The sequence below is a fragment of the Mesorhizobium sp. M0040 genome, assembly GCF_040323505.1.
Taxonomy (GTDB): domain Bacteria; phylum Pseudomonadota; class Alphaproteobacteria; order Rhizobiales; family Rhizobiaceae; genus Mesorhizobium.
Genome location: NZ_JAMYVA010000016.1, coordinates 44,660 through 64,404 on the forward strand (window position 1 = coordinate 44,660; position 19,745 = coordinate 64,404).

Genomic DNA, 19,745 nt, shown 5'->3' on the forward strand with positions numbered 1-19,745 from the left:
GCAGCACCAATATCCCGCTTGCGGCGGGCGCAGGCTCAGGAAGACGAAACCATTCTGCCGATCGGCTGTTGAGGCCATGCATATTTTCGGTTCGCCCACCTGGATCCGAAAGGCTGATCAGGCCTTTGCGGAATGGGAGGAAAAGGGTGATGGAAGCGGTCATGCGGTTTTCATGAGCGCTCCCTCGATGACGACGCCGGCGGTCGCGTATTTCCACAGCGCCACCAGCAGCTTGCGGGCGAGCGCGACGATCATCGCCTTCTTGAGGCGGCCGCCGTTGCGCGCCACCCGTTCGCTGAACCAGCGGGCCAGGCCCGAGGCCGGCTGATGGCGCAGCCACAGCCAGGCAAGCTCGACCATCGTCGTTCGCAGCCGCGGATTGCCTGCTTTCGACACGCCTTGTTCGTGATCGATCGTGCCGCTCTTCCATGGGGAAGGTGCCAGTCCCGCGTAGGCGGCCACCTGCCTGCGGTTGTTGAAATGCCGGAACAGCCCTTCGGCGTGGAGGATCGTCGCGAATTCCGGCCCGATGCCCTTCAGCTTGAGCAACATCGCCGCCGGCGTCGAGGCGTCCACGGCCGTCGCGGCGAGCAGCGCGTCGCGCTCGGCCTCCACCGCCTTGATCTGGCCGAGCAGCAATTCGAGACGGTCAAGTTCGCGGCCGATCTGGGCCTTCATGCGGGCCGGGAGGGCGCGGCCATCGCCGGTCCGCAGTTCTTCCAGGCGATCGCGCCGGTCGCGGCGCAAAGGCTCGTAGTCGCGGATGCCCTGGCTGAAGAGCAGGCCTTTGATGCGGTTGACGTGCTCGACCCGTTCGGCGACCAGCACCTTGCGCTCGCGGTTGGTCCGGCGGCGATCCTCATTCTCGGGCGTCGGCACCCGGACCATCGAGCAGACGCGCGGCTCACCCCGCTTGACGGCCAGCAGGGCGCGGATCAGCGCCTCGCCATCAAGCCGATCCGTCTTGGCACGACGGTGGCGGCGCGACACGGCGATCGATGCCGCATCGACGATGTGACTTTCGATCCAGTCCTCGCGGTTCAGCACCCGGTCGATCCAGAAGCCGTCCAGCCCCGCCTCCTGGATCACCACCAACGGATAAAGCGTGCCCGTGCGCGCCTCGGCCTTGCTGCGCAGCCCGGTGAGGCAGACGAGCAGCCCGGCACTGTCACCGCCGGCGACCATGTGGCGCGACATCTTCTCGCTGCCCGGTACAATCGAGGTGACTAGCCAGGTCGATCTGGACAGCTCCAGCGAGACGAAGATTGCGCCAAGATCCACGCGGACAGCGGCTTCTAGCTCGGATTGATCGGCGGTCGAAAGATGCATGAAAGGGCCTCCAAAGAGCGAGTTGCGATGGCCCACTCTGCCAGAGTGCGGGCCACGATCCACTCCCCATGGGATCTGCCGCCATTGTGACCGTACCGGCATCGACAGGCCGGTCGTGACCGCGCCGATGCCCGCACAACCCTTACCGGGCAGCATCGCCACGGCTTCGACGCTGGCCTTCGCGCTCGTTCATAAGTAAGTCGACGGCACGCCGCTCTACCGCCTGGCGCAGGCCTTCGAGCGCGCGGGTGTTCCTCTAAGCCGAGGCGCTCTGGGCCACTGGGTGATCGGCTCGAGCGAAAAGCATCTCTCCCGCATCTTTGACGCCCTGAAGCTGCGGCTCAGATCGCAGCCCCTCATCCATGGCGACGAGACGACTGTTCGACTGTTCAGGTCCTGACGGAAAAGGATCGAGAGGCCGCCAGCACCTCGTACATGTGGGCATACCGGAGCGGCCAGGACAGTGACGAGCCTATCGTGCTGCTCGATTACCAACCGGGTCGCGGCCAGATACACCCGCAGACCTTCTTGGGCGATTACCGCGGCATAGTGATGAGTGATGGCCATTCCGCTTGGCGCACGCTGGAAGGGGCAACGCATCTTGGATGCATGGCCCATTCGAGGCGGCGCTTCGTCGATGCCCTAAAGGCGAGGAAGAAAGGCGGCGGCCCGCCGGAACAGGCACTCCGGTTCTTCGAACAGCTCTATCGGGTTGAAAGGCAGGCGCGGAACGAAATCCCCGATGACGGCGAAACGCGAGATCACTGCATTCGCCGCTTCCGCCAGCAACATAGTGTCCCCATCCTCCATGCTCTCAAGGCATGGCTCGACGACATCGCGCCAAAAGTCTTGCCGGACAGCAAGCTCGGCGACGCCGTCTCCTCCACGCTGAACCAATGGGGATATCTGACGCGTTACACCGCGGACGATCGACAATAATCTTCTCGAGCGTGACATCAGAATCTTTGCCACTAGCCGGAAAAGTTGGCTGTTCAGCGATACTGTCGACGGAGCCAAGGCCAGCGCCATCGTCTACAGCTTAGTGCTGACCTGCCGCGCCTGTGGCGTCGAGCCGTTAGCGTGGTTGCGCCACGTCCTCACTGAACTGCCTCAGCGCAACGAGAACGTAGCTATCGACGATCTGCTGCCCTTCAACTTCGCCAAAGCAACAGCAGCCTGATCAGACCAGATACCGTTCCCAATTCGAAGGCCATCCGTCGAAAGCGCCGGCGTCAACGCGCGGGGAAAATAGGCGCTTACGAATGACCTGCTTTCCGACGTGCTTGTAGCCAATGGGGATTGGTCGACGTATAAAGCCAATGGTGCTGTCGCACAGGATGTTCCCGCAGTTACCCACACTTGATGCCAATGGGATTAACTTTGCAGATGGTGTGCAGCTTTTGACCAGAACGCATCGTATCCGTTGGTCAGCGTCTACGTGCCGCTAGGGAGTTGGGGGAATTCGGCTAGGCTTCCTGATGGATACTCCAAGCAGGTGCTGGATGCGGCTTGGTTTTCCCAGGGGAGTTCAACGCCATTCTTTGAGGTCAGCGGGAGAAATTTCACCGTGACCTGAGTGAAGTCTGCAACTTCTTTCTTTCTAACGAACAAGTTCTAGCATGTTCGCGCATCCGTAGTGCCGGAACGCTAGCGAAACGATAGTAGCTATAAAAAAAACGGGGAGGGGGCATTGCTGTCTTCAGTGTTGCGCTTGGCCATTGTGGCCATTTTCTTATCGAGCAGTTGTGCAATAGCACAAGATATGACGCCTCGGGTCTCGGCGCCTTGCGTAGCAGTAAAACAGTCGGCTGACTCCGGTATCGGCGAGAAAATCAAGGCACTGAGCACCAAGGCAGACGACCTTAAGGCTCAGATCGCTAAGCTATCCAAAGAGCAGGAAAGGATCGCTGTTGATAAGCAGCTGAAAGATATCCAGGAGCAACTGCTCGACCTTGTCTTCGAGCAGGAATGCACCCGTTCTGACCTCACTATCCAGGTGCTTCGAGGCCCGAATGACCCGCCCACAAAATGGATCGAGATAACCACCTATTTCGCGACGAACCGAAAACCGACGGGCAGCACGGCACCGGAGGATTTTTTCGGTGCGGAGCGCGCGAGTGACAATCAGGTTGGCAAAACGATTGTCTCCATCCCAACCGCAAGGAAGCCTGGGGAATTGAATCTCCCAAGCCTGTGGCGATTCGAATTAAGCCCGGACCCATCCAAACATTTCGTCTTCAAGCAAGTCGTTCCCCTGGATTCTGCGACTGCAACCTCTGAAATCGCCAAGGAACTCGCTAAAAAGTCCTCACTCCTCGTTTTCGTGCACGGATATAATGTCAGTTTCGCGGACGCAGCCCTGCGAACCGCTCAACTCGCCCACGATCTCTCCTTTCCTGGTACCGCCGTGTTTTTCAGTTGGCCTTCAGCGGGCACGACAAAGGGATATTGGCACGACGAAGAAGCGGTCGAGTTGTCGGAATCAGCTTTCGACTCCTTCTTGGATAAGATCGCAGGATTGGGAGCCTCAGAAGTCTTCTTGATCGCTCACAGCATGGGCAATCGCTTGGTCATGACGGTTCTTGAGGATCGCGCATCGAAAGGGAAGACAATCCCGAACCTGCGGGAGGTGATGCTGGCCGCCCCCGACATTAACGCTGAGATTTTCCGGGAAAAGATAATTCCTGGTCTGGCCGCGCTCAACGTGCATCGCACGATCTATGCGTCCAGCTCGGATGTTGCCCTGCGGGCATCAAAGATTGTGCATGATTACCGCCGCGTCGGCGAAACGGCAGGCGGCGTTCAGACCTTCAATGGCTTTGAGACCGTCGACGCGACTTCCGTGGCGCCAGTCATTCGCTCCTTCGGACATTCCTATGTCGTGGACAGCACCAAGGTACTCGGAGACATAGCCGATACACTGTATTTGCACTTCAACGCCGATCAGCGAAGTCTGCCAAAAGAGGGAACACCTCCCGAAAACTGGTGGGTCCTTAAGTAAGAAAGCGAACGGACGATGTCGAAGCTCCGGCGATCGGTCGTTGTAGCGATTTTCGTGCTGCTCGCATCGCCGGCATGTGCGCAGCAGGCAATCGATACAGCGATCCATCAAGCCCGCGTGCTCACCGATCGAGGTGCATATCGGGAATCTCTGGCAATCCTGGATGGGCTTCCGGGAACCGCGACGATGCAGCGATCGGATCAGCGAGCCGCTGCCATGATCCGTGCCGAGGACCTGCTGGGGGAGGGCCGTTTCGACGAGGCGGCAACCCCCGCCCAAGCGGCACTCGATGCCTCAGACGGTGTGTCCAAAGGGGATCTTGCAGATACGCTGTTGGTCGTCGCACGGATCGCGGTATTACGTGGGACTTCTCAGGCCGACACCCTTGCACAGGCCATGCAAGCCGCTGTGGAGGCCGATGGACCGAACGGCCTGCGAGCTTTGAGGGTAAAAGACAGGATCGCTCTCGTCTTATCCACATCCAATCCCGCCCGGGCTGAACAGACGATACGCGACGTCATCGCAAAGGCGGACCTGGTTCCAGGCGACGCCGCGCGAGATAAGCTCCGATTTAGGAACACCCTGGGTATCACCCTTCTTCGTCAGTCCAAGTTCAAGGCCGCCAAGGATGTCCTGACCGACGCTTACAAGGGCCGACTCAGCCTGTTTTTGGAAACACACCCAGAGACCCTGGAGAGCGAGCACAACCTTGGTTACGCTTTGCGTCGCCTTGGGGCCATTCAGGCGGCCGACACCGTCCTCAAGGATGTGCTCCGGCTGCGAACCCAGGTGCTTGGTGCTGACCATCCCGACACGCTCGTGACCCGCACGTTGATTGTCAGGCAACTGATCGACAAGTCAGAATTTGATGCGGCCTTGGCAGAGATGCGGGCAATAACCGACATCCTGTCGGCACGCTTTGGCGCCGACAATATACGCAGGATTGAGGCTCAGTCTGATATGGCGGATGTTCTCTTCCGTGTCGGACATGTCTCCCAAGCCATCGACATGGCAAGCCGCACCTATTCCTTGGCCGTAAAGGCCATCGGCGAGGACAAACCCGCCGCAATGAACATTGGACACCAGTACGCCGGGTTGCTTTATCAGGCCGGCAGATACGGTGAAGCATTGCAAATTTATCAGCGAATCCTGCGAACCAGCAGCGCGCTATATGGTGACGACAACATCGATACCATAGCCACGTTGCACAACGTCGCAGCGGTCCTCTCCGACCTCGGTAGAAATGACGATGCCATTGAGACCTACCGATACGTCGCCGATGTTCTCGCCAAGCAGCTTCCGGAATCTCACCCGAGCCGCCTGAGCGTGCTCAACAATCTTGCTGAGTCATTGAGGGACGTCGGTCAGTATGACGAAGGGTTGGAACTCATCACGCGAGTGGTTCTTAGCCGCACGGTATCGCTTGGTGCGGAGAACCAGTTGACGTTGGTCTCGCGCAGCAACCAGGCAGCCATTTTGGCTGCACTCGGTCGCTATCCGGAGGCGATCGCTGCCCATCGTGATATCTACGCCATCAGGGCGCGGTTGTTCGGTGAGACGCATCCCGAGACATTAAAAAGCCTTCACAATCTTGCCTCCACGCTGGCTGAGGCTGGACAACAAGCCGAAGCCCGCCGGCTTTTCGAAAAAGTGTGCGCCCTTCGCACCCGATATCTCGGGCCCAATAACGTCAACACCGTGATCTCCCTGCGGGGGCTAGTCGGCCTTCTCGAGGCGAACGGCGATTTGGAGGAGGCGCGAAAGCTGTATGGTCGCATTGTCGATGCCGCCGAAGCGCTTCGCGCCGATGGGGGCCTGCCGGACACGCTGCGCCGGAGTTTCTTTTCCAGTATTACGCCGGCCTACAAGTCGCTGGCGATCCTAGAGGCTCGTCTAGGGAATTTCGACGCCGCCTTGAGGGCGGCCGAGCTGTCCAAAGCGCGCACCCTGATCGAGACCTCCTCAGCCCGTGGAATGGCACGCAACGCACTGCCCGAGAGCGATCGAAACACCCTTTCCGATCTCGAATTCAGAATCTCCCTTCTTGACGGGCGTATTCCTACCATGGCGGATGTCGCCCTGCGCGCAGACCTGGAGGCTCAGCGCAATGGATTGGCAGCAAGTTTCACGGCGCTCGACGCCGCCCTGCGATCGAAATACCCGCTCTATCGCGAGGCCGCCGACTTCCGAATTGCAGACGCGAAGGATGCGACTTCACTGCTATCCGATGACGAAGTCCTGCTCGACTTCGTCCAAAGCGGGTCCGACTTGCTGTTGATATGGATCGACGGCACTGGGCGCAGAGGTGCGGTCGTCCTCCCGCGTTACGCAAATCTGTCAGCAACGCTCGATGCCTATCGGACCGCCCTGGCCACACCTGGCGGCGTCAGTGGACTTCGCTATCCGCCGCCGGGCAGGCCAAGAAAACTAATCTGGAAACTCAAGGATGGCTCATATCGGCTGCAAGCAGCCGAGAGCGGGCCCATAAATGGCCCAAAACTCGTTAGCGACATTGAGGAAATCAGGCAGGACTTGTCGTCGTGGTTCGTGACAGCGCTTCCCGCCGAGGTTAAAGCGGCGCGCCATTGGCACGTGAGCCCTGACGGTCCACTTGCATCGGTCCCAATCGAGACTTTGAAAGCCGATGGCGCCTATCTCGTCGAAACGCATGATATTTCGTCAATTCAATCGATCTCCTTGATGGCATTGTCGAGAGAGCGCCTGAAACGCTATGCCGGGCTCGGGCGCTCTCAAATGCTGGCAGTCGGAGATCCGGTCTATTCCGCCGTACCTTCTTTGGAAAAGGGGGCGTCAGGCATTGATGCATTGCGCGCCGCTTCGGCCCTCCCCACGGAGCAACTTACCTGGCCGAACCTGCCGGGCTCGGCAGAGGAGCTGAAGGGGGTGGCGTCCCTGTTCGGGTTGAAAGCCGGTGACGATCTGTTTTCAGGCAACGACGCCTCTGAGTCAAATGTCAGACGTCTCCAGCACGGAGGTGCCCTGCAGCGTTACCGCTATGTTATTTTCTCGACACATGGATACCTCGACCAACGCAATCCCGAATTGAGCGGGATCGTCTTGTCGCAAACGAATTTGACAGAGGGTGACGATGGCTATTTGAGGGCTTCGGAGCTTTCGGCCTTCGATTTCCGGAGTGACCTGGTCCTTATCTCAGGGTGCGAGACTGGAGTAGGTAAATGGGTTTCCGGGGAGGGTATCCTCGGACTGCCCTTCGCCCTCTTCGCCGGCGGCAACGCGAGTACTATTCTCACGTTGTGGCCTGTACAAGATGAAAGCACTGCCGAATTCGTCGAGCGCTTCTTTCGCAAGCTCAAAGAAGGTACAACGCCAAGCATTGCTCTGTCGGAGACGAAGCGTGAATTTATACTGAGCGAGAAACCAGGCCAGCGTCTACCCCTCGTCTGGGCGCCTTTTGTCTACTATGGTGATTGATGTGCCTCAGAAACAAAGACCAGACGCTGACTGCGTATAACTGGAGACTCGAAGATCGAGATGCAAAGGCCTTAGTGGCCGCTGGCGGGGCGATGCTGCCTGCTTCTCGTTCGACGATGGAGACGTGCCGAAAAAAACGCGCATAAGGCACGCGCATAAGTCAAATCCGTTCGAATCTACTGGCGCAAACTTGCAATTGAGGTAGCATGAAAGTTGCGGCCGCTGCCGCAGCATTTAAAAGGGAGGTTCTGCCGTGCCAACCGCAAAACGTACAGATGCTGCATCTACTGCCCCCAAGATCCAGCTCATCCAGTCAGACGACACCGAGCCGTCGTTGAAGCTGAAACCTGGCATGAAGTTCGAAGTCAAGGCGACTTCCATCACGGACCCCGAACTGAAGCCAATCAAAAAGGTAGCTTCCCGCCTCTGTGGCGGCACCAATACCTGCTTGGCTCTGGTGGAGCTTTAACCGATCGCGCATCGATGACTTGATGCGGAGACCACGCCAATGGCGCTCGCGCCCTCACGCTACAATTTCGTTGTCCATGATGATGGTGCGAGCACAGCACTTTTCAACACCCTCACCGGTGGGCTTATGGTGCTGGAAGGCCGCGATGCGATCGAGCTTGGCGCAGTTCTTCTGCAGCCGGGGCTGAGACTCTCGGGGGACGAATTCTCGCCGGATCTCCTGTCTCGCCTTCGAAGCGGAGGATATTTGGTGGCCCAGGCCAACGACGAGATTACTGAGATACGCGAGCGCTTCTGGCGCGCCCGTGGAGAGGCCCCGGTCGTGATCACGATCACGACCACAATGGACTGCAATCTGGCCTGCTACTATTGCTATGAGGAACGCAGTGCCTCTCGGCTAAAAACGGACGACGTGAACAGCCTTGTAACGCTCGCCCTTGAACGTGTTGCCGCCAGTCGGCGCCCCGCCTTGCACGTCGACTGGTACGGGGGCGAGCCTCTGCTCAATCCCGAGTTTATTGAGACTGCCTCAATGGCTTTGCAGGAGGCTTGTGCTGCCAACGGAATAACATACGTGGCCTCAATCATCAGCAATGGAAGCCTGTGGCCCGATGATGTCGAGAAATTCATCGCTCGCCACCGCGTCCGACAGGTGCAAATTTCCTTCGACGGACTGAAGGCCCATCATGACAAGCGCCGTCGCTATCGCCGTTTGCATCGTCAGAAAGAGGAGGGCGAGGAGCTAAGCTCTTTCGAACGCGCTGTTGCGCTTGTTGATCGCCTAGTCAAATGCGTTCGCGTCGATGTACGCTACAATACAGATCGTGAAAATCTCGAGGACATGCTGCCCTTCCTCGACTTTGCACGCGACCGCGGCTGGTTCGACGCGGACTTTCCTGCCGTTTTCCAACCGGCCAGGCTCGCAGCGTACTCGCATTCTTCGAGCTTCATGCGTCGGCTGGAACTCACAATTGCCGAGTTCGACGACGCGCGGGAGAAGGTGCGCAAGAAGCTGAGCGGAGTCGCTGCCGTTGAGGAGTCGGAGATACCTGACGGCTTCCCTTATCCGAAGACGTCCGTCTGCGCGGCTCTAGCCAATCACTCAGCAGTGCTGGGCGCGGAGGGCTCGATTTATCGTTGCGGGCTGCAGGTTGGCGAGCAAGGTCGAGCGGTCGGAAGTCTGCACAACAAGAATGTCTCGCCGTCGGTCCAGCCAGTTGACCGACCGCAGAGACCTAATGACTCGGAATGGTGGCAAAGCTTTGATCCCACCAAACAGCCAACTTGCTCATCCTGTTCGTTCCTCCCGATATGTTGGGGCGGTTGTCCAAAAAAGCATCTCGAACAGGACCAGCATGCATTGCGCGAACAGGGACGGTACTGGAGGAGCAATCTCCCGCGTCTCATTGCGAAAGCGGCCGGGTTCGCATCGCCACCGGCATTGGCGGAATTCAGCGAAAGCCTGCAATTTAGAACGTCGAACGACAGCGTTGATGGACGTCACTGTTGAGATTGTGGCTCTGCTCCGAGAGCATTACGTCGACCCGGATTCACTCGAAGCTTGGATCAATGCAGTTGATCCCTCCCGGCTCAGCGAGCAGCTAGCCGATATCGGCAGTTCGCACACGCAGCTTCTGAAACCTGATGAAATCGACTATTTCCATCTCTTGGACGCCTACTCCGGAATAGCCGAATTTGCGAGAAAAGTCAGGCGAGCATTTTCGGGGGGTGTCCACTATCCGGGGATTGGCCTTCTTCCCCGGAAGGGTCTTGAGGACCGTTGGTTCGCATCATCGATCATGCCCAACAGCGCGGCCACGCGTGCCGGCGTGCTGCTTGGTGATGAACTGATTGCTGTGAATGGCGCGCCTTATGCGCCAATCATGCCATTTGCGGGATTGGAAGGTCGTGAATGCGTACTCGAAATTCGACGAACGGCTGAGGGAGAAAAGAGGCAGCTGACTGCCAAAGTTCAACAAATCAGGCCCGGCACGGACCTGATGCGTTCGACCCGAGCCAATACCCAAAAACTCCGTGCGCCCGATGGGACGTCTGTTGGCTATATTCGACCGTGGAGCCTGGCAGGGAGGCGGCATTGGCGATTGGTGACGGATGCAGCGATCAATCAACTTTCCGATTGTCAAAGGCTGGTTCTTGACCTGCGTGATGGCGTCGGCGGCGCATCCCCGGATTTCGCCGAGTTCTTCATTGGACGATCACCCGAACTGAACCTGCGTGCCCGAAGGGGGGGCGTCATCAGGGTCAATCCGCATTGGCGGAAGCCTGTCGTCCTGCTCGTAGACGGCACGACCCGCAGCGGCAACGAAGTACTCGCATTTGCGCTCCAGAGGAATGGCGCAATCGTCATCGGAAGCAGAACGGCGGGCGCGGTAGCAGCGGCGCGGCCATTTCTCCTCTCCGACCGATCGTTGTTGCTGGTCGCCACCCATCGGGTTGAGGTTGACGGCGCTGTCCTCGAAGGTGAGGGGATCAAACCGGATATCTTCGTCGAGACGCCGCTCGACTACGCTGCGGGGACCGACCCAGTGCTGCAAACCGGACTTACGCTCAATCGCTGCTGAGTCTCCGCTCTTCGACTACTTGCGGATCCCGGAGCGACAGTGACGACCAAGTCCGACTGTCGGCGCCATTCTCGCAGGCGGCTTGGTGCGGCTCTTGCGACGGCGATCAAGGCGAAACGATACGGAATGATGCGGGAAGACTTCTGATTTTTGCCCACGAAAAACTCAATAAAAATCAATGCTCTTAATACGTCCTCTGGGTCCGCCAACGTTGTCAAATCGCCACGATCGGTGAATGTCGGTATCGGTGGTTGCGTGTTCGCGATTTGAACCTGCGTTTTTTGCCAACAAGGCTGAACGGAGGCAACCGATCAGGCTCGCGGATTTCCGAAAAGCACGCCTTGCTATCCCTTTCTGCGACCGATCGATTTGATGGCTTCTCTCATCTCCCGCATGTGCACATCTTGGGAGACATGGACCAAGATGATCTCGGCAGGATTAAAGGAGCCCACGCATCCTCTGGATTCCTATTTTCCACAGGAGCACAGCCGAGCCGTAGCGAGCGCTACCCGCAATGGTTGTGAAATCCAAAAAAAGGGCCTTGCTCCGAGCGCCTGACAGAGCGATTCTGCGCCTTGCAAACGCACTTGCGCGCCAAGCGGCCCGCGAAGATCACGAGCGTGAACAGGCCGAGAAAACTCATCATGAATCGAACCGCGATCTACGCACGCTTCTCAACCGACCTCCAGAATGAGCGATCGATAGACGATCAACTCGCGTTATGCCGAACGTACGCTGAGCGTGAGGGATTGGACGTTGTCGCAACGTTCGACGATCGAGCCCGCTCCGGCGGTTCGGTCTTGGGGCGTGATGGTTTGCTCCACCTCATGGACAAAGCTCGTGAGCACAAATTTGATGTTCTCGTTGTGGAGGCCCTTGATCGGCTCTCGCGTGACATGGAAGACCTTGCCGGCATTCACAAACGCCTTTCATTTCTTGGCATCGAAATTCGTGCTGTCCACGAGGGCGTGGTGAACACAGTCTTGGTCGGGCTTCGCGGTCTTGTTGGGCAACTCTATCGAGAGGACATCGCTCACAAAGTCCGTCGGGGTCAGGCCGGCCGAGTCAGCAAGGGGCTCCATGCCGGTGGATTGACCTACGGCTACTCCTACGTGCTGGGCGACCCTGGGAAGCGACTGATCGCCGGGGAGGAAGCGGACATCGTGCGTCGTATCTTCAGGGAGTATGTCGATGGACAGACCCCGCGTGATATCGCGCACAATCTAAATAGAGACTGCATACCGCCGCCTCGTGGTCGAACCTGGAATGCCTCTACTATCAATGGAAATGCGCAGAGAGGGACGGGGCTGCTTCATAATGAGCTTTATGCTGGCCGCTTGATCTGGAACAGGGTCAGAATGATCAAGGATCCTGATACGGGGAAACGTGTCTCGCGTCCGAATGCCAAGGGTGAATGGCGAATAGTCGAAGTACCCGATCTTGCCATTGTTTCGTCCGACCTGTTCGACGCAGCACACGCGCGGAAGAAGGCGCGCGCAACCACCCATCCAAGCCATCAGCGCCGACCACGGCATATGTTGGCGGGGCTTCTGAGGTGCGGTGCCTGTGGTGCGGGAATGTCGTCAAAAGGCATGGACAAGTCCAAGCGCATTCGCATCCGCTGTTCCGCCGCGACGGAAAGTGGAACATGCCCTGATCCTAAGACCTTTTATTTGGATACGGTCGAAACTGCAGTTTTGAACGGGCTTACCGCCGAGTTGCGCCATCCTGAAGTGATTGCCCACTACGTCCAGACGTACCACGAAGAACGGAAGCGCTTGGCAGCCGACACCGATGCTAGGCGCACTCGTTTGGAGCGACGGCTTGGAGAACTATCTCGGGAGATCGAGCGGCTGGTCAACGCCATTGCCAAGGGCCACGGCGACCCAGCCGTACTAGGACCGCAATCAACAACGCTGAATGAAGAGCGTAAGTGCATTTTGGCAGAGTTGGATCGGGTGCCCGCCGCGGCCGGAGTGATCGCGCTGCATCCTGCGGTGCTGGCACGCTACGAGGAACAACTGAACCAGCTTCAGACAGGGCTTGCCAAGGGCATTGCTACTGGCGATTCCGAATCTGCAGAGGCGATGCGAGACTTGATCGAGACCGTCACAGTGTTACGAGATCCATCGAGGATCGGCGGGGTCGAAGTCGAAATCGCTGGGCGGCTAAGGGCACTCTTGGGCGAGGGTGCCTTCCCCCACGGCGTCAAAGGAGCGGGGGGAATGGTGGTAGCGGGAGAGGGACTTGAACCCCCGACCCCAGGATTATGATTCCCGTGCTCTAACCAACTGAGCTACCCCGCCAAGGCGGCGAAGGCCCGAAATCCAGCTTAAATCGGCAGGCATATCGGCGCGTTCGCCAAGGTCGCGCGGATATAAGGTTGCGAGGCCAAGCCTGTCAAGCATCGAAGTGGCTGCCGCGCCGGCATATTGCTGGCGCCTAAAGCTTTGCCGGGCAGACATTTGGGCGCACAGGCCGGGGTTGAGTTCAGCGAGGCACGTCGCTATGTCTCGGCCACGAAAGCCATGGTCATGAATTGATGAAACCGCGCATTGCAGTCCTCGGTTGCGGATACTGGGGCAGCAACCACATCCGCACCCTAAAGGCGCTCGGCGCGCTGCATGCGGTTTCGGACGTCAACCCCGCGCGTGCGGAGGGTTTTGCCAGCGAGCAGGATTGCCTGGCGATAGAGCCGGAGGCGCTGTTTGCCCGCGACGATGTCGACGCGATTGTCATGGCGCTGCCGCCGCAGTTCCATGCCGACATGGCGGTGCGCGCCGTGCTCGGCGGCAAGGACGTGCTGGTGGAGAAGCCGATCGCGCTGACGGTGGCCGATGCCGAACGCTCGGTGCAGGCGGCCGCCGATAATGGCCGTGTCTTCATGGTCGGCCACGTGCTGCGCTTTCATCCCGCCTTCGAGACGCTGAAGGCGCTGATCGACAATGGCGAACTCGGCGAAGTCCGCTACATCCATTCGCATCGGCTCGGCCTCGGCAAGTTCCACACCGAAAACGACGCGCTATGGGATCTGGCGCCGCACGATCTGTCGATGATCCTGGCCATCACCGGCACCGAACCGGTCGAAGTGCGCGGCGAAGGCGCTGCTCTCCTCGACAATCTCAGCGACTTTGCGCATCTGCACATGCGCTTTCCCAACGGCCTGCGCGGCCATCTGTTCGCCTCGCGGCTCAACCCTTACCGCGAACGGCGGCTGACCGTTGTCGGCACCAAGGCGATGGCGGTGTTCGACGATGTCGAGCCGTGGGAGCGCAAGCTTGCCGTCTATCGCCACGCGGTGTGGCAGGACAGCGGCCAATGGGCGTTCACCGCCAACGAGCCGTCCTATGTCGCGGTCGGTGAGGGTATGCCGCTGACGCGCGAGCTGGAGCATTTCATCCACTGCATCGAGACGCGGGCCGAACCGCGCACCAGCGGCGAGGAGGCCATCCGCGTGCTGCGCATCCTGACCGCCGGCACCGTCGCCCATACAAGGCCCGCCCATACAAGGCCCTAAGAGAAAACGCCGTCTATTCGGCGGGAACCCGCGCCGGCTGGACGGCAAGCCGCGTCAGCATCGCCTCGGCCTCGGCGCCGCGCTCGGAGCGCTCGATGAAGCCGCCGCCGAACACGCGCGCCTCGTTGCCATCGTCGGAATAGAGCACGCAAGCCTGACCGGGCGCGATGCCGGATTCGCCGTCGACCAGTTCCACCGAAGTGACACCGGCGCGGTGATGCAGCACGGCCGGGCGCGGCGGCCGCGTCGAGCGCACCTTGGCGAAAAGCTCAAGCCCGGCCGCCGGGATAGCGGTCAGCGGGCCATCGCCCAGCCAGTTCATGTTGCGCAAGAAGATCTTGTGGGTCTCCAGCGCCTCGCGCGGGCCGACGACGACGCGGGCCCGGTCGGCGTCGAGATGAACGACGTAGAGCGGCTCGCCCGAGGCGATGCCGATGCCGCGGCGCTGACCGACGGTGTAGCGCAAAATGCCCTCGTGGCGGCCAAGCACGCGCCCGTCTATATGGACGATGTCGCCCGGATTGGCGGCAGCCGGCTTTAGCTTGGCGATGATGTCGGAATACTTGCCCTGCGGCACGAAGCAGATGTCCTGGCTGTCCTGCTTGGCCGCAACCGTCAGTCCCATCTCCTCGGCGATGGCGCGAACCTCAGGCTTCGACAGGCCGCCGAGCGGAAAACGCAGATAGTCGATCTGCGCCTGGGTGGTGGCGAACAGGAAGTAGCTCTGGTCGCGGTCGGCGTCGACCGGCCGGTAAAGCGCGCGGTGGGCGCCATTGGCGCCGGAACGGATGTAGTGGCCGGTCGCCAGCGCGTCGGCGCCGAGTTCCTTGGCGGTCGCAAGAAGGTCGGCGAATTTCACCGTCTGATTGCAGGAAACGCAAGGGATCGGAGTTTCGCCGGCGACATAGCTCTCGGCGAACGGGTCGATCACCGCCTTGCGGAAGCGCTCCTCGTAATCGAGGACGTAATGCGGGATGGCGAGCGTCTCGGAGACGCGGCGGGCATCGTCGATGTCCTGGCCGGCGCAGCATGAGCCGGCCCGGTGCGTTGCCGCGCCGTGGTCATAAAGCTGCAGCGTGACGCCGACGACGTCGTAGCCCTCGCGCTTCAGGAGGCCGGCAACGACCGACGAATCGACACCGCCCGACATGGCGACGACGACGCGGGTGTTTTCGGGGCGTCCGGGAAGATCGAGGCTGTTCATGGTTCTTTCGTTCTGCGCGGCGCTTCAATGCCAATGGCCGGAATATAGGTCAAGCGTCTCGGCTGCGCCAGCTTTGCCGGGCCGGCTCATTTTTCCTGCCGGGTTCAATGCGCTTGCCGGCAGATGTTTCAAATGCCGATGAAAAGGCTAACGCCGCGTTCATGATCCTTACCTAACCATTAGGGTCTGCTTAGGCAAATTTTAAAGCTGTGGCGGTAATGTGGTGGGGATTGGGTCTTTGAGTTTTTTGTAGAGAGTACGATGACCGATCTAATTAGACCGCGAGTCAAATATGTTATCGGGCCAGACGGCAGCCCACTTACCATCGCCGATCTGCCGCCGACAAACACACGTCGCTGGGTTATCCGGCGCAAGGCGGAAGTGGTGGCGGCGGTGCGTGGCGGGCTTTTGAGCCTCGAAGAGGCATGCCAGCGCTACAAGCTCACCACCGAGGAATTCCTGTCCTGGCAAGCGTCGATCGACGAATACGGCCTTGCCGGCCTGCGCACCACGCGCATCCAGCAATACCGGCATTAGGCCGATAAGGGCGCTGATCAGCGCCCTTATGTTTGCGAGGGGCGACGATCTGCAATTTCAGACCGTCAGCACCACCTTGCCGATCGGCCTGGTGGCGAGAAAGGCATGGGCGGCACCGGCCTGTTCGAGCGGAAACGCCTTTGCCACGTGGACGGCCAGCTTTTTCGCGTCGATCAATTTGCCGAGCTCCACCAGAGCGGCACGGTCGGGCACTACGGACATGCGCTCGACGCGGATGCCTCGCGTCCTGGCCTTTGCCTTGGTGGCATCGCTGACATCGAGCAGCGACACCAGCACGCCGCCGGCCGTGAGCACTTTCAGTGATTGCTCCGCATGCACGCCGCCGAACGGGTCCAGAACCAGATCGATGTCGCGGGCCTTCCCGGTGAAATCATCCCTTGTGTAGTCGATCACCTCGTCGGCGCCGAGCGAGCGGACGAAATCGAGCTTTTCCGGGCTGGCGGTCGCGACGACGTAAGCGCCGTGCGCCTTGGCGATCTGCACCGCCAGATGGCCGACGCCGCCGGCTCCGGCGTGGATCAGCACGCGCTTGCCAGAATCGAGCCGGCCATGGCGGACAAGGCCTTGCCAGGCCGTCAGGCCGGCCAGCGGCAGCGCGGCGGCTTGCGCGTGATCTATGCCTTCAGGTTTCGGCGCAAGCTCATCAGCCGGGACAGCGGCGAGTTCGGCGTAGGCTGCCGCCTGTTTGGGAAAGCGCGTCATGCCGAACACGGCATCGCCGACCTTGAGGCCGGAGACGCCGGAGCCCAGCGCCTCGACAACTCCCGAAACGTCCCAGCCAAGGACAAAAGGCGGCTCGCCGAGCAGCGGATAGTGGCCGCCGCGCACCGCACCATCGACCGGATTGATGCCGGCCGCCTCGATGCGGACGAGCACTTCGCCGGTCTCGGGTGATGGCGCGGGGCGATCGGCAATGACGAGGACGTCGGGTCCGCCGAAGGAATTCTGGATAATGGCACGCATGGAAGGCTCTCCTGCTGGTTTTGATGTGCCACTATCATTTGGATAGTTACATTCTCTTGTCTAGTATGTACCTTTTTGATATATACGCACCTCATGGATAGTGAAGATGTTTCCCCTTTCGGCTATGACGCCTTTCGGCGGTCGTGCCCGTCACACGCCGTGCTCGAGACGCTCGCCAGCAAATGGGTCCACCTGGTGATCTGTGCGTTGCGCCGCGGCCGGCTTCGCAACGGCGAACTGGCGCGCAAGCTCGAAGGCGTCACGCCGAAAATGCTGACGCAGACGCTGCGCATCCTCGAACGCGACGGCCTTGTGCGGCGCGAAATCTTCCCGGTCATTCCACCGCGGGTCGAATACGAGCTGACCGAACTCGGCCAGAACCTGGCAGGACTGCTCGATCAGATCAGAGCCTGGTCGGAGCAGCATGTGCCCGACATCAAAAATGCGCGCGCACGGGCGGCGGAACAGCAAGAAGATCTGGATGCCTGAGGCGGCACAGTTCGGTGCGCAGCAATAGCGCGCAAGCGCGACGTGCGTTAAAATCTTGTTTTCAGCCGATCATGGCGCTGCGGCCGCCGGCTTCCGTGTCGCGCGCCTTGGTGTCGCGCGATTCCAGCATCTCGGCCTTGGAAAGCTCCGCTTCGGCTTCGCTCAACAATGATTCGGCGACATTTCGCTGCTGGGCGAGGTCGCTTTGCGAATTTCTAAGGTTGTCGCGGCGTAAACGTGCCGCCTTGGCGAAGGTCGGATAAGCAAAATGATTGATGTCGGTGATGCCGGCCTTCTTCTCTTCGGCGGCGATCTGAAGTTCCAGCTCGACGGCCATGCGCTCGAATTCGGCGATCATCATGTCGAGCTGCAGCAGCTGCCGCCGCTTCTCGCTCACCTGAAATTGCTTCAGCCGAACGAGGTTTTCACGTGACTTCATGATTCGGTACTCCCGGAAACGCACACCTGCACATATCGTCCAATTCACCCGGCAAGGCCCAGGCCTGACCCGTTTCCACCGGCTTTCCCCGAACTATGGGAAACAAACTCCTAAAGTTTTTTGCCGGCGGTAACCATTCGTTTACGGGCATTGTTAATCATACGGCTCAGGACTTAAGGGCGGGTAAAAATTCTGCTTCTCGTCGGGAAACCTGGCCAACGAGTCCGGAGAGTCACTTAGTCTGGCTTATTAATGTGCTGCATTAACGGTTTTGGTCTGTGATTCATTATTGGATTCAACAAGGTGTAGAAAGGGGTTAAAAAATCTGATACCGTCATGGACGGGGAATTAGGTTTTATTAACCATTCGATGGCAGCCTCTGCTCAGGCAATCACTGCTCCGGTCCTGGACGGGTCGTGAAATGGTCCGGCAGCAGAAAAGGGGAATGAAATGCGCGTTCTGCTGATAGAAGACGACAGTGCAACCGCACAAAGCATCGAGCTGATGCTGAAATCGGAAAGTTTCAATGTCTATACGACCGACCTTGGTGAAGAGGGTGTCGATCTAGGCAAGCTTTATGATTACGACATCATTCTCCTCGACCTCAATCTCCCCGACATGTCGGGCTACGAAGTGTTGAGAACACTCCGCCTTTCCAAGGTGAAGACGCCGATCCTCATCCTCTCCGGCATGGCCGGCATCGAGGACAAAGTGCGCGGCCTCGGCTTCGGCGCCGACGATTACATGACCAAGCCCTTCCACAAGGACGAACTGGTCGCCCGCATCCATGCCATCGTGCGGCGTTCCAAGGGCCATGCCCAGTCGGTCATCACCACCGGCGACCTGGTGGTCAATCTCGATGCCAAGACCGTTGAAGTCGGTGGCCAGCGCGTCCATCTGACCGGCAAGGAATATCAGATGCTGGAACTGCTCTCGCTGCGCAAGGGCACCACGCTGACCAAGGAAATGTTCCTCAACCATCTCTATGGCGGCATGGATGAGCCGGAGCTGAAGATCATCGACGTCTTCATCTGCAAGCTACGCAAGAAGCTCGACGCCGCGTCTGGCGGGCAGAATTACATCGAGACCGTCTGGGGCCGCGGCTATGTGCTGCGTGAGCCTGAAGATATCCGGGTCAGCGCCTGAACTGAGGGCATGATCCCAAAATGGGCGCCGTTTTTCGGAAAGAACCTGGTAAAACAACGAGATAGAGCTCATCCGATTTTCGTCGGAATGGAACAGGCTCTGATCAGGCGGCAATCTTCAAGGCGCGGAAACACTCGAGCAGTTGCGGCCGGTTGAACGGCTTCAGCAGGTAGCCCTGGGCGCCGGCGCGCTTTGCCCGCATGATCGCCCCGACGTCGACCTCGACCAGCGAAATCAAAACCTGCGGCACTACCGGGCTTTCCATGGCGCGCACGCGGCGGATGAGGTCCTGCGCCTGCATGTCCGGCAAGGCGCCGTCGGCGACGATGATATCAGGCATGTCGACCGCGCACATCTCGATCGCCTCACGGCCGCTGGCGGCTTCGATCACCATCATGCCGGAACCGCCCAGGATACGCCTTGCAACCTTCCTGATGACGCTCGAATTGTCGACGAACATGCAGCGTTTCATTCCGGGACCCTCTTGCCGTTTGGCGAACCGGCAGCGTCGTGGCATCTGCCGGGGAACATAGGCCGATCTGGTAAAGAAGCCGAAAAGCCGTTAGGTAAAATTTTCCTGAAGGTGTTTTTTAGCG

General features: G+C 59.5%; 15 protein-coding genes, 1 tRNA gene and 1 pseudogene. 11 read left to right on the plus strand and 6 right to left on the minus strand.

The genetic code is table 11. The features are described 5' to 3' along the window. Nucleotides 1-159: 159 nt before the first annotated feature. Nucleotides 160-1,329 (minus strand): IS110 family RNA-guided transposase, encoded by a 1,170-nt coding sequence (locus tag NKJ91_RS16285; RefSeq protein ID WP_352456406.1) that lies wholly within the window; start codon nucleotides 1,327-1,329, stop codon nucleotides 160-162. Nucleotides 1,330-1,405: 76 nt separating this feature from the next. Between NKJ91_RS16285 and tnpC the strand changes: the two are divergent. The 7 genes and pseudogenes from tnpC to NKJ91_RS16320 form a co-directional block, all read left to right on the plus strand. After that, nucleotides 1,406-2,509 (plus strand): annotated as a pseudogene (gene tnpC / locus NKJ91_RS16290) (IS66 family transposase); the annotation flags it as partial. Nucleotides 2,510-3,019: 510 nt separating this feature from the next. Beyond that, complete coding sequence (locus NKJ91_RS16295; RefSeq protein ID WP_352456407.1) at nucleotides 3,020-4,330, plus strand: alpha/beta hydrolase; 1,311 nt, start codon at nucleotides 3,020-3,022, stop codon at nucleotides 4,328-4,330. A gap of 15 nt (nucleotides 4,331-4,345) precedes the next feature. Beyond that, nucleotides 4,346-7,783, plus strand: coding sequence for a CHAT domain-containing tetratricopeptide repeat protein (locus tag NKJ91_RS16300; protein ID WP_352456408.1), 3,438 nt, complete (start codon nucleotides 4,346-4,348; stop codon nucleotides 7,781-7,783). A gap of 253 nt (nucleotides 7,784-8,036) precedes the next feature. Continuing rightward, complete coding sequence (locus NKJ91_RS16305) at nucleotides 8,037-8,252, plus strand: hypothetical protein (RefSeq protein WP_352456409.1); 216 nt, start codon at nucleotides 8,037-8,039, stop codon at nucleotides 8,250-8,252. Nucleotides 8,253-8,291: 39 nt separating this feature from the next. After that, a complete protein-coding gene (locus NKJ91_RS16310) occupies nucleotides 8,292-9,761 on the plus strand; it encodes a radical SAM/SPASM domain-containing protein (protein WP_352456410.1) in 1,470 nt (489 codons plus the stop codon). Continuing rightward, nucleotides 9,745-10,833, plus strand: coding sequence for a S41 family peptidase (locus NKJ91_RS16315; RefSeq protein ID WP_352456411.1), 1,089 nt, complete (start codon nucleotides 9,745-9,747; stop codon nucleotides 10,831-10,833). Before NKJ91_RS16310 ends, NKJ91_RS16315 begins: the two co-directional genes overlap by 17 nt. Nucleotides 10,834-11,477: 644 nt before the next feature. Further along, nucleotides 11,478-13,106: a recombinase family protein gene (locus NKJ91_RS16320; RefSeq protein WP_352456459.1), complete on the plus strand. Its 1,629-nt coding sequence runs from the start codon at nucleotides 11,478-11,480 to the stop codon at nucleotides 13,104-13,106. On the opposite strand, the gene NKJ91_RS16325 is transcribed toward NKJ91_RS16320, so the two are convergent. After that, a tRNA-Met gene (locus NKJ91_RS16325) sits at nucleotides 13,063-13,139 on the minus strand. The genes NKJ91_RS16320 and NKJ91_RS16325 overlap by 44 nt on opposite strands. 236 nt (nucleotides 13,140-13,375) lie before the next feature. Between NKJ91_RS16325 and NKJ91_RS16330 the strand changes: the two genes are divergently transcribed. Then, nucleotides 13,376-14,350, plus strand: a complete 975-nt coding sequence (locus tag NKJ91_RS16330; protein ID WP_352452922.1) for a Gfo/Idh/MocA family protein — start codon at nucleotides 13,376-13,378, stop codon at nucleotides 14,348-14,350. Between the two features lie 13 nt (nucleotides 14,351-14,363). Here the strand turns inward: NKJ91_RS16330 and mnmA are convergent, their stop codons facing one another. Beyond that, nucleotides 14,364-15,554, minus strand: coding sequence for a tRNA 2-thiouridine(34) synthase MnmA (mnmA, locus tag NKJ91_RS16335; protein WP_352456412.1), 1,191 nt, complete (start codon nucleotides 15,552-15,554; stop codon nucleotides 14,364-14,366). Between the two features lie 261 nt (nucleotides 15,555-15,815). Here mnmA and sciP point away from each other — a divergent pair, with 261 nt between their 5' ends. Next, on the plus strand, nucleotides 15,816-16,091 hold the full coding sequence (gene sciP / locus NKJ91_RS16340) for a CtrA inhibitor SciP (RefSeq protein WP_023679563.1): 276 nt from the start codon (nucleotides 15,816-15,818) through the stop codon (nucleotides 16,089-16,091). A 57-nt stretch (nucleotides 16,092-16,148) separates the two neighbouring features. On the opposite strand, the gene NKJ91_RS16345 is transcribed toward sciP, so the two are convergent. Then, a complete protein-coding gene (locus NKJ91_RS16345; protein ID WP_352456413.1) occupies nucleotides 16,149-17,075 on the minus strand; it encodes an NADP-dependent oxidoreductase in 927 nt (308 codons plus the stop codon). A 93-nt stretch (nucleotides 17,076-17,168) separates the two neighbouring features. Here NKJ91_RS16345 and NKJ91_RS16350 point away from each other — a divergent pair, with 93 nt between their 5' ends. Continuing rightward, a complete protein-coding gene (locus NKJ91_RS16350) occupies nucleotides 17,169-17,564 on the plus strand; it encodes a winged helix-turn-helix transcriptional regulator (RefSeq protein WP_352456414.1) in 396 nt (131 codons plus the stop codon). Between the two features lie 61 nt (nucleotides 17,565-17,625). On the opposite strand, the gene NKJ91_RS16355 is transcribed toward NKJ91_RS16350, so the two are convergent. Beyond that, nucleotides 17,626-18,003, minus strand: coding sequence for a flagellar export protein FliJ (locus NKJ91_RS16355; protein WP_023719275.1), 378 nt, complete (start codon nucleotides 18,001-18,003; stop codon nucleotides 17,626-17,628). A 450-nt stretch (nucleotides 18,004-18,453) separates the two neighbouring features. Here NKJ91_RS16355 and ctrA point away from each other — a divergent pair, with 450 nt between their 5' ends. Then, on the plus strand, nucleotides 18,454-19,149 hold the full coding sequence (ctrA, locus tag NKJ91_RS16360; protein ID WP_006203583.1) for a response regulator transcription factor CtrA: 696 nt from the start codon (nucleotides 18,454-18,456) through the stop codon (nucleotides 19,147-19,149). A gap of 103 nt (nucleotides 19,150-19,252) precedes the next feature. On the opposite strand, the gene NKJ91_RS16365 is transcribed toward ctrA, so the two are convergent. Next, nucleotides 19,253-19,621, minus strand: coding sequence for a response regulator (locus tag NKJ91_RS16365; protein ID WP_352456415.1), 369 nt, complete (start codon nucleotides 19,619-19,621; stop codon nucleotides 19,253-19,255). Nucleotides 19,622-19,745 lie beyond the last annotated feature (124 nt).

Coding starts and splice junctions, on each gene's coding strand:
- NKJ91_RS16285 (WP_352456406.1), bottom strand. CDS start 1,329: ATGCATCTTTCGACCGCCGATCAATCCGAGCTAGAAGCCGCTGTCCGC.
- NKJ91_RS16300 (WP_352456408.1), top strand. CDS start 4,346: ATGTCGAAGCTCCGGCGATCGGTCGTTGTAGCGATTTTCGTGCTGCTC.
- NKJ91_RS16310 (WP_352456410.1), top strand. CDS start 8,292: ATGGCGCTCGCGCCCTCACGCTACAATTTCGTTGTCCATGATGATGGT.
- NKJ91_RS16315 (WP_352456411.1), top strand. CDS start 9,745: ATGGACGTCACTGTTGAGATTGTGGCTCTGCTCCGAGAGCATTACGTC.
- NKJ91_RS16320 (WP_352456459.1), top strand. CDS start 11,478: ATGAATCGAACCGCGATCTACGCACGCTTCTCAACCGACCTCCAGAAT.
- NKJ91_RS16330 (WP_352452922.1), top strand. CDS start 13,376: ATGAAACCGCGCATTGCAGTCCTCGGTTGCGGATACTGGGGCAGCAAC.
- mnmA (WP_352456412.1), bottom strand. CDS start 15,554: ATGAACAGCCTCGATCTTCCCGGACGCCCCGAAAACACCCGCGTCGTC.
- sciP (WP_023679563.1), top strand. CDS start 15,816: ATGACCGATCTAATTAGACCGCGAGTCAAATATGTTATCGGGCCAGAC.
- NKJ91_RS16345 (WP_352456413.1), bottom strand. CDS start 17,075: ATGCGTGCCATTATCCAGAATTCCTTCGGCGGACCCGACGTCCTCGTC.
- NKJ91_RS16350 (WP_352456414.1), top strand. CDS start 17,169: ATGGATAGTGAAGATGTTTCCCCTTTCGGCTATGACGCCTTTCGGCGG.
- NKJ91_RS16355 (WP_023719275.1), bottom strand. CDS start 18,003: ATGAAGTCACGTGAAAACCTCGTTCGGCTGAAGCAATTTCAGGTGAGC.
- ctrA (WP_006203583.1), top strand. CDS start 18,454: ATGCGCGTTCTGCTGATAGAAGACGACAGTGCAACCGCACAAAGCATC.
- NKJ91_RS16365 (WP_352456415.1), bottom strand. CDS start 19,621: ATGAAACGCTGCATGTTCGTCGACAATTCGAGCGTCATCAGGAAGGTT.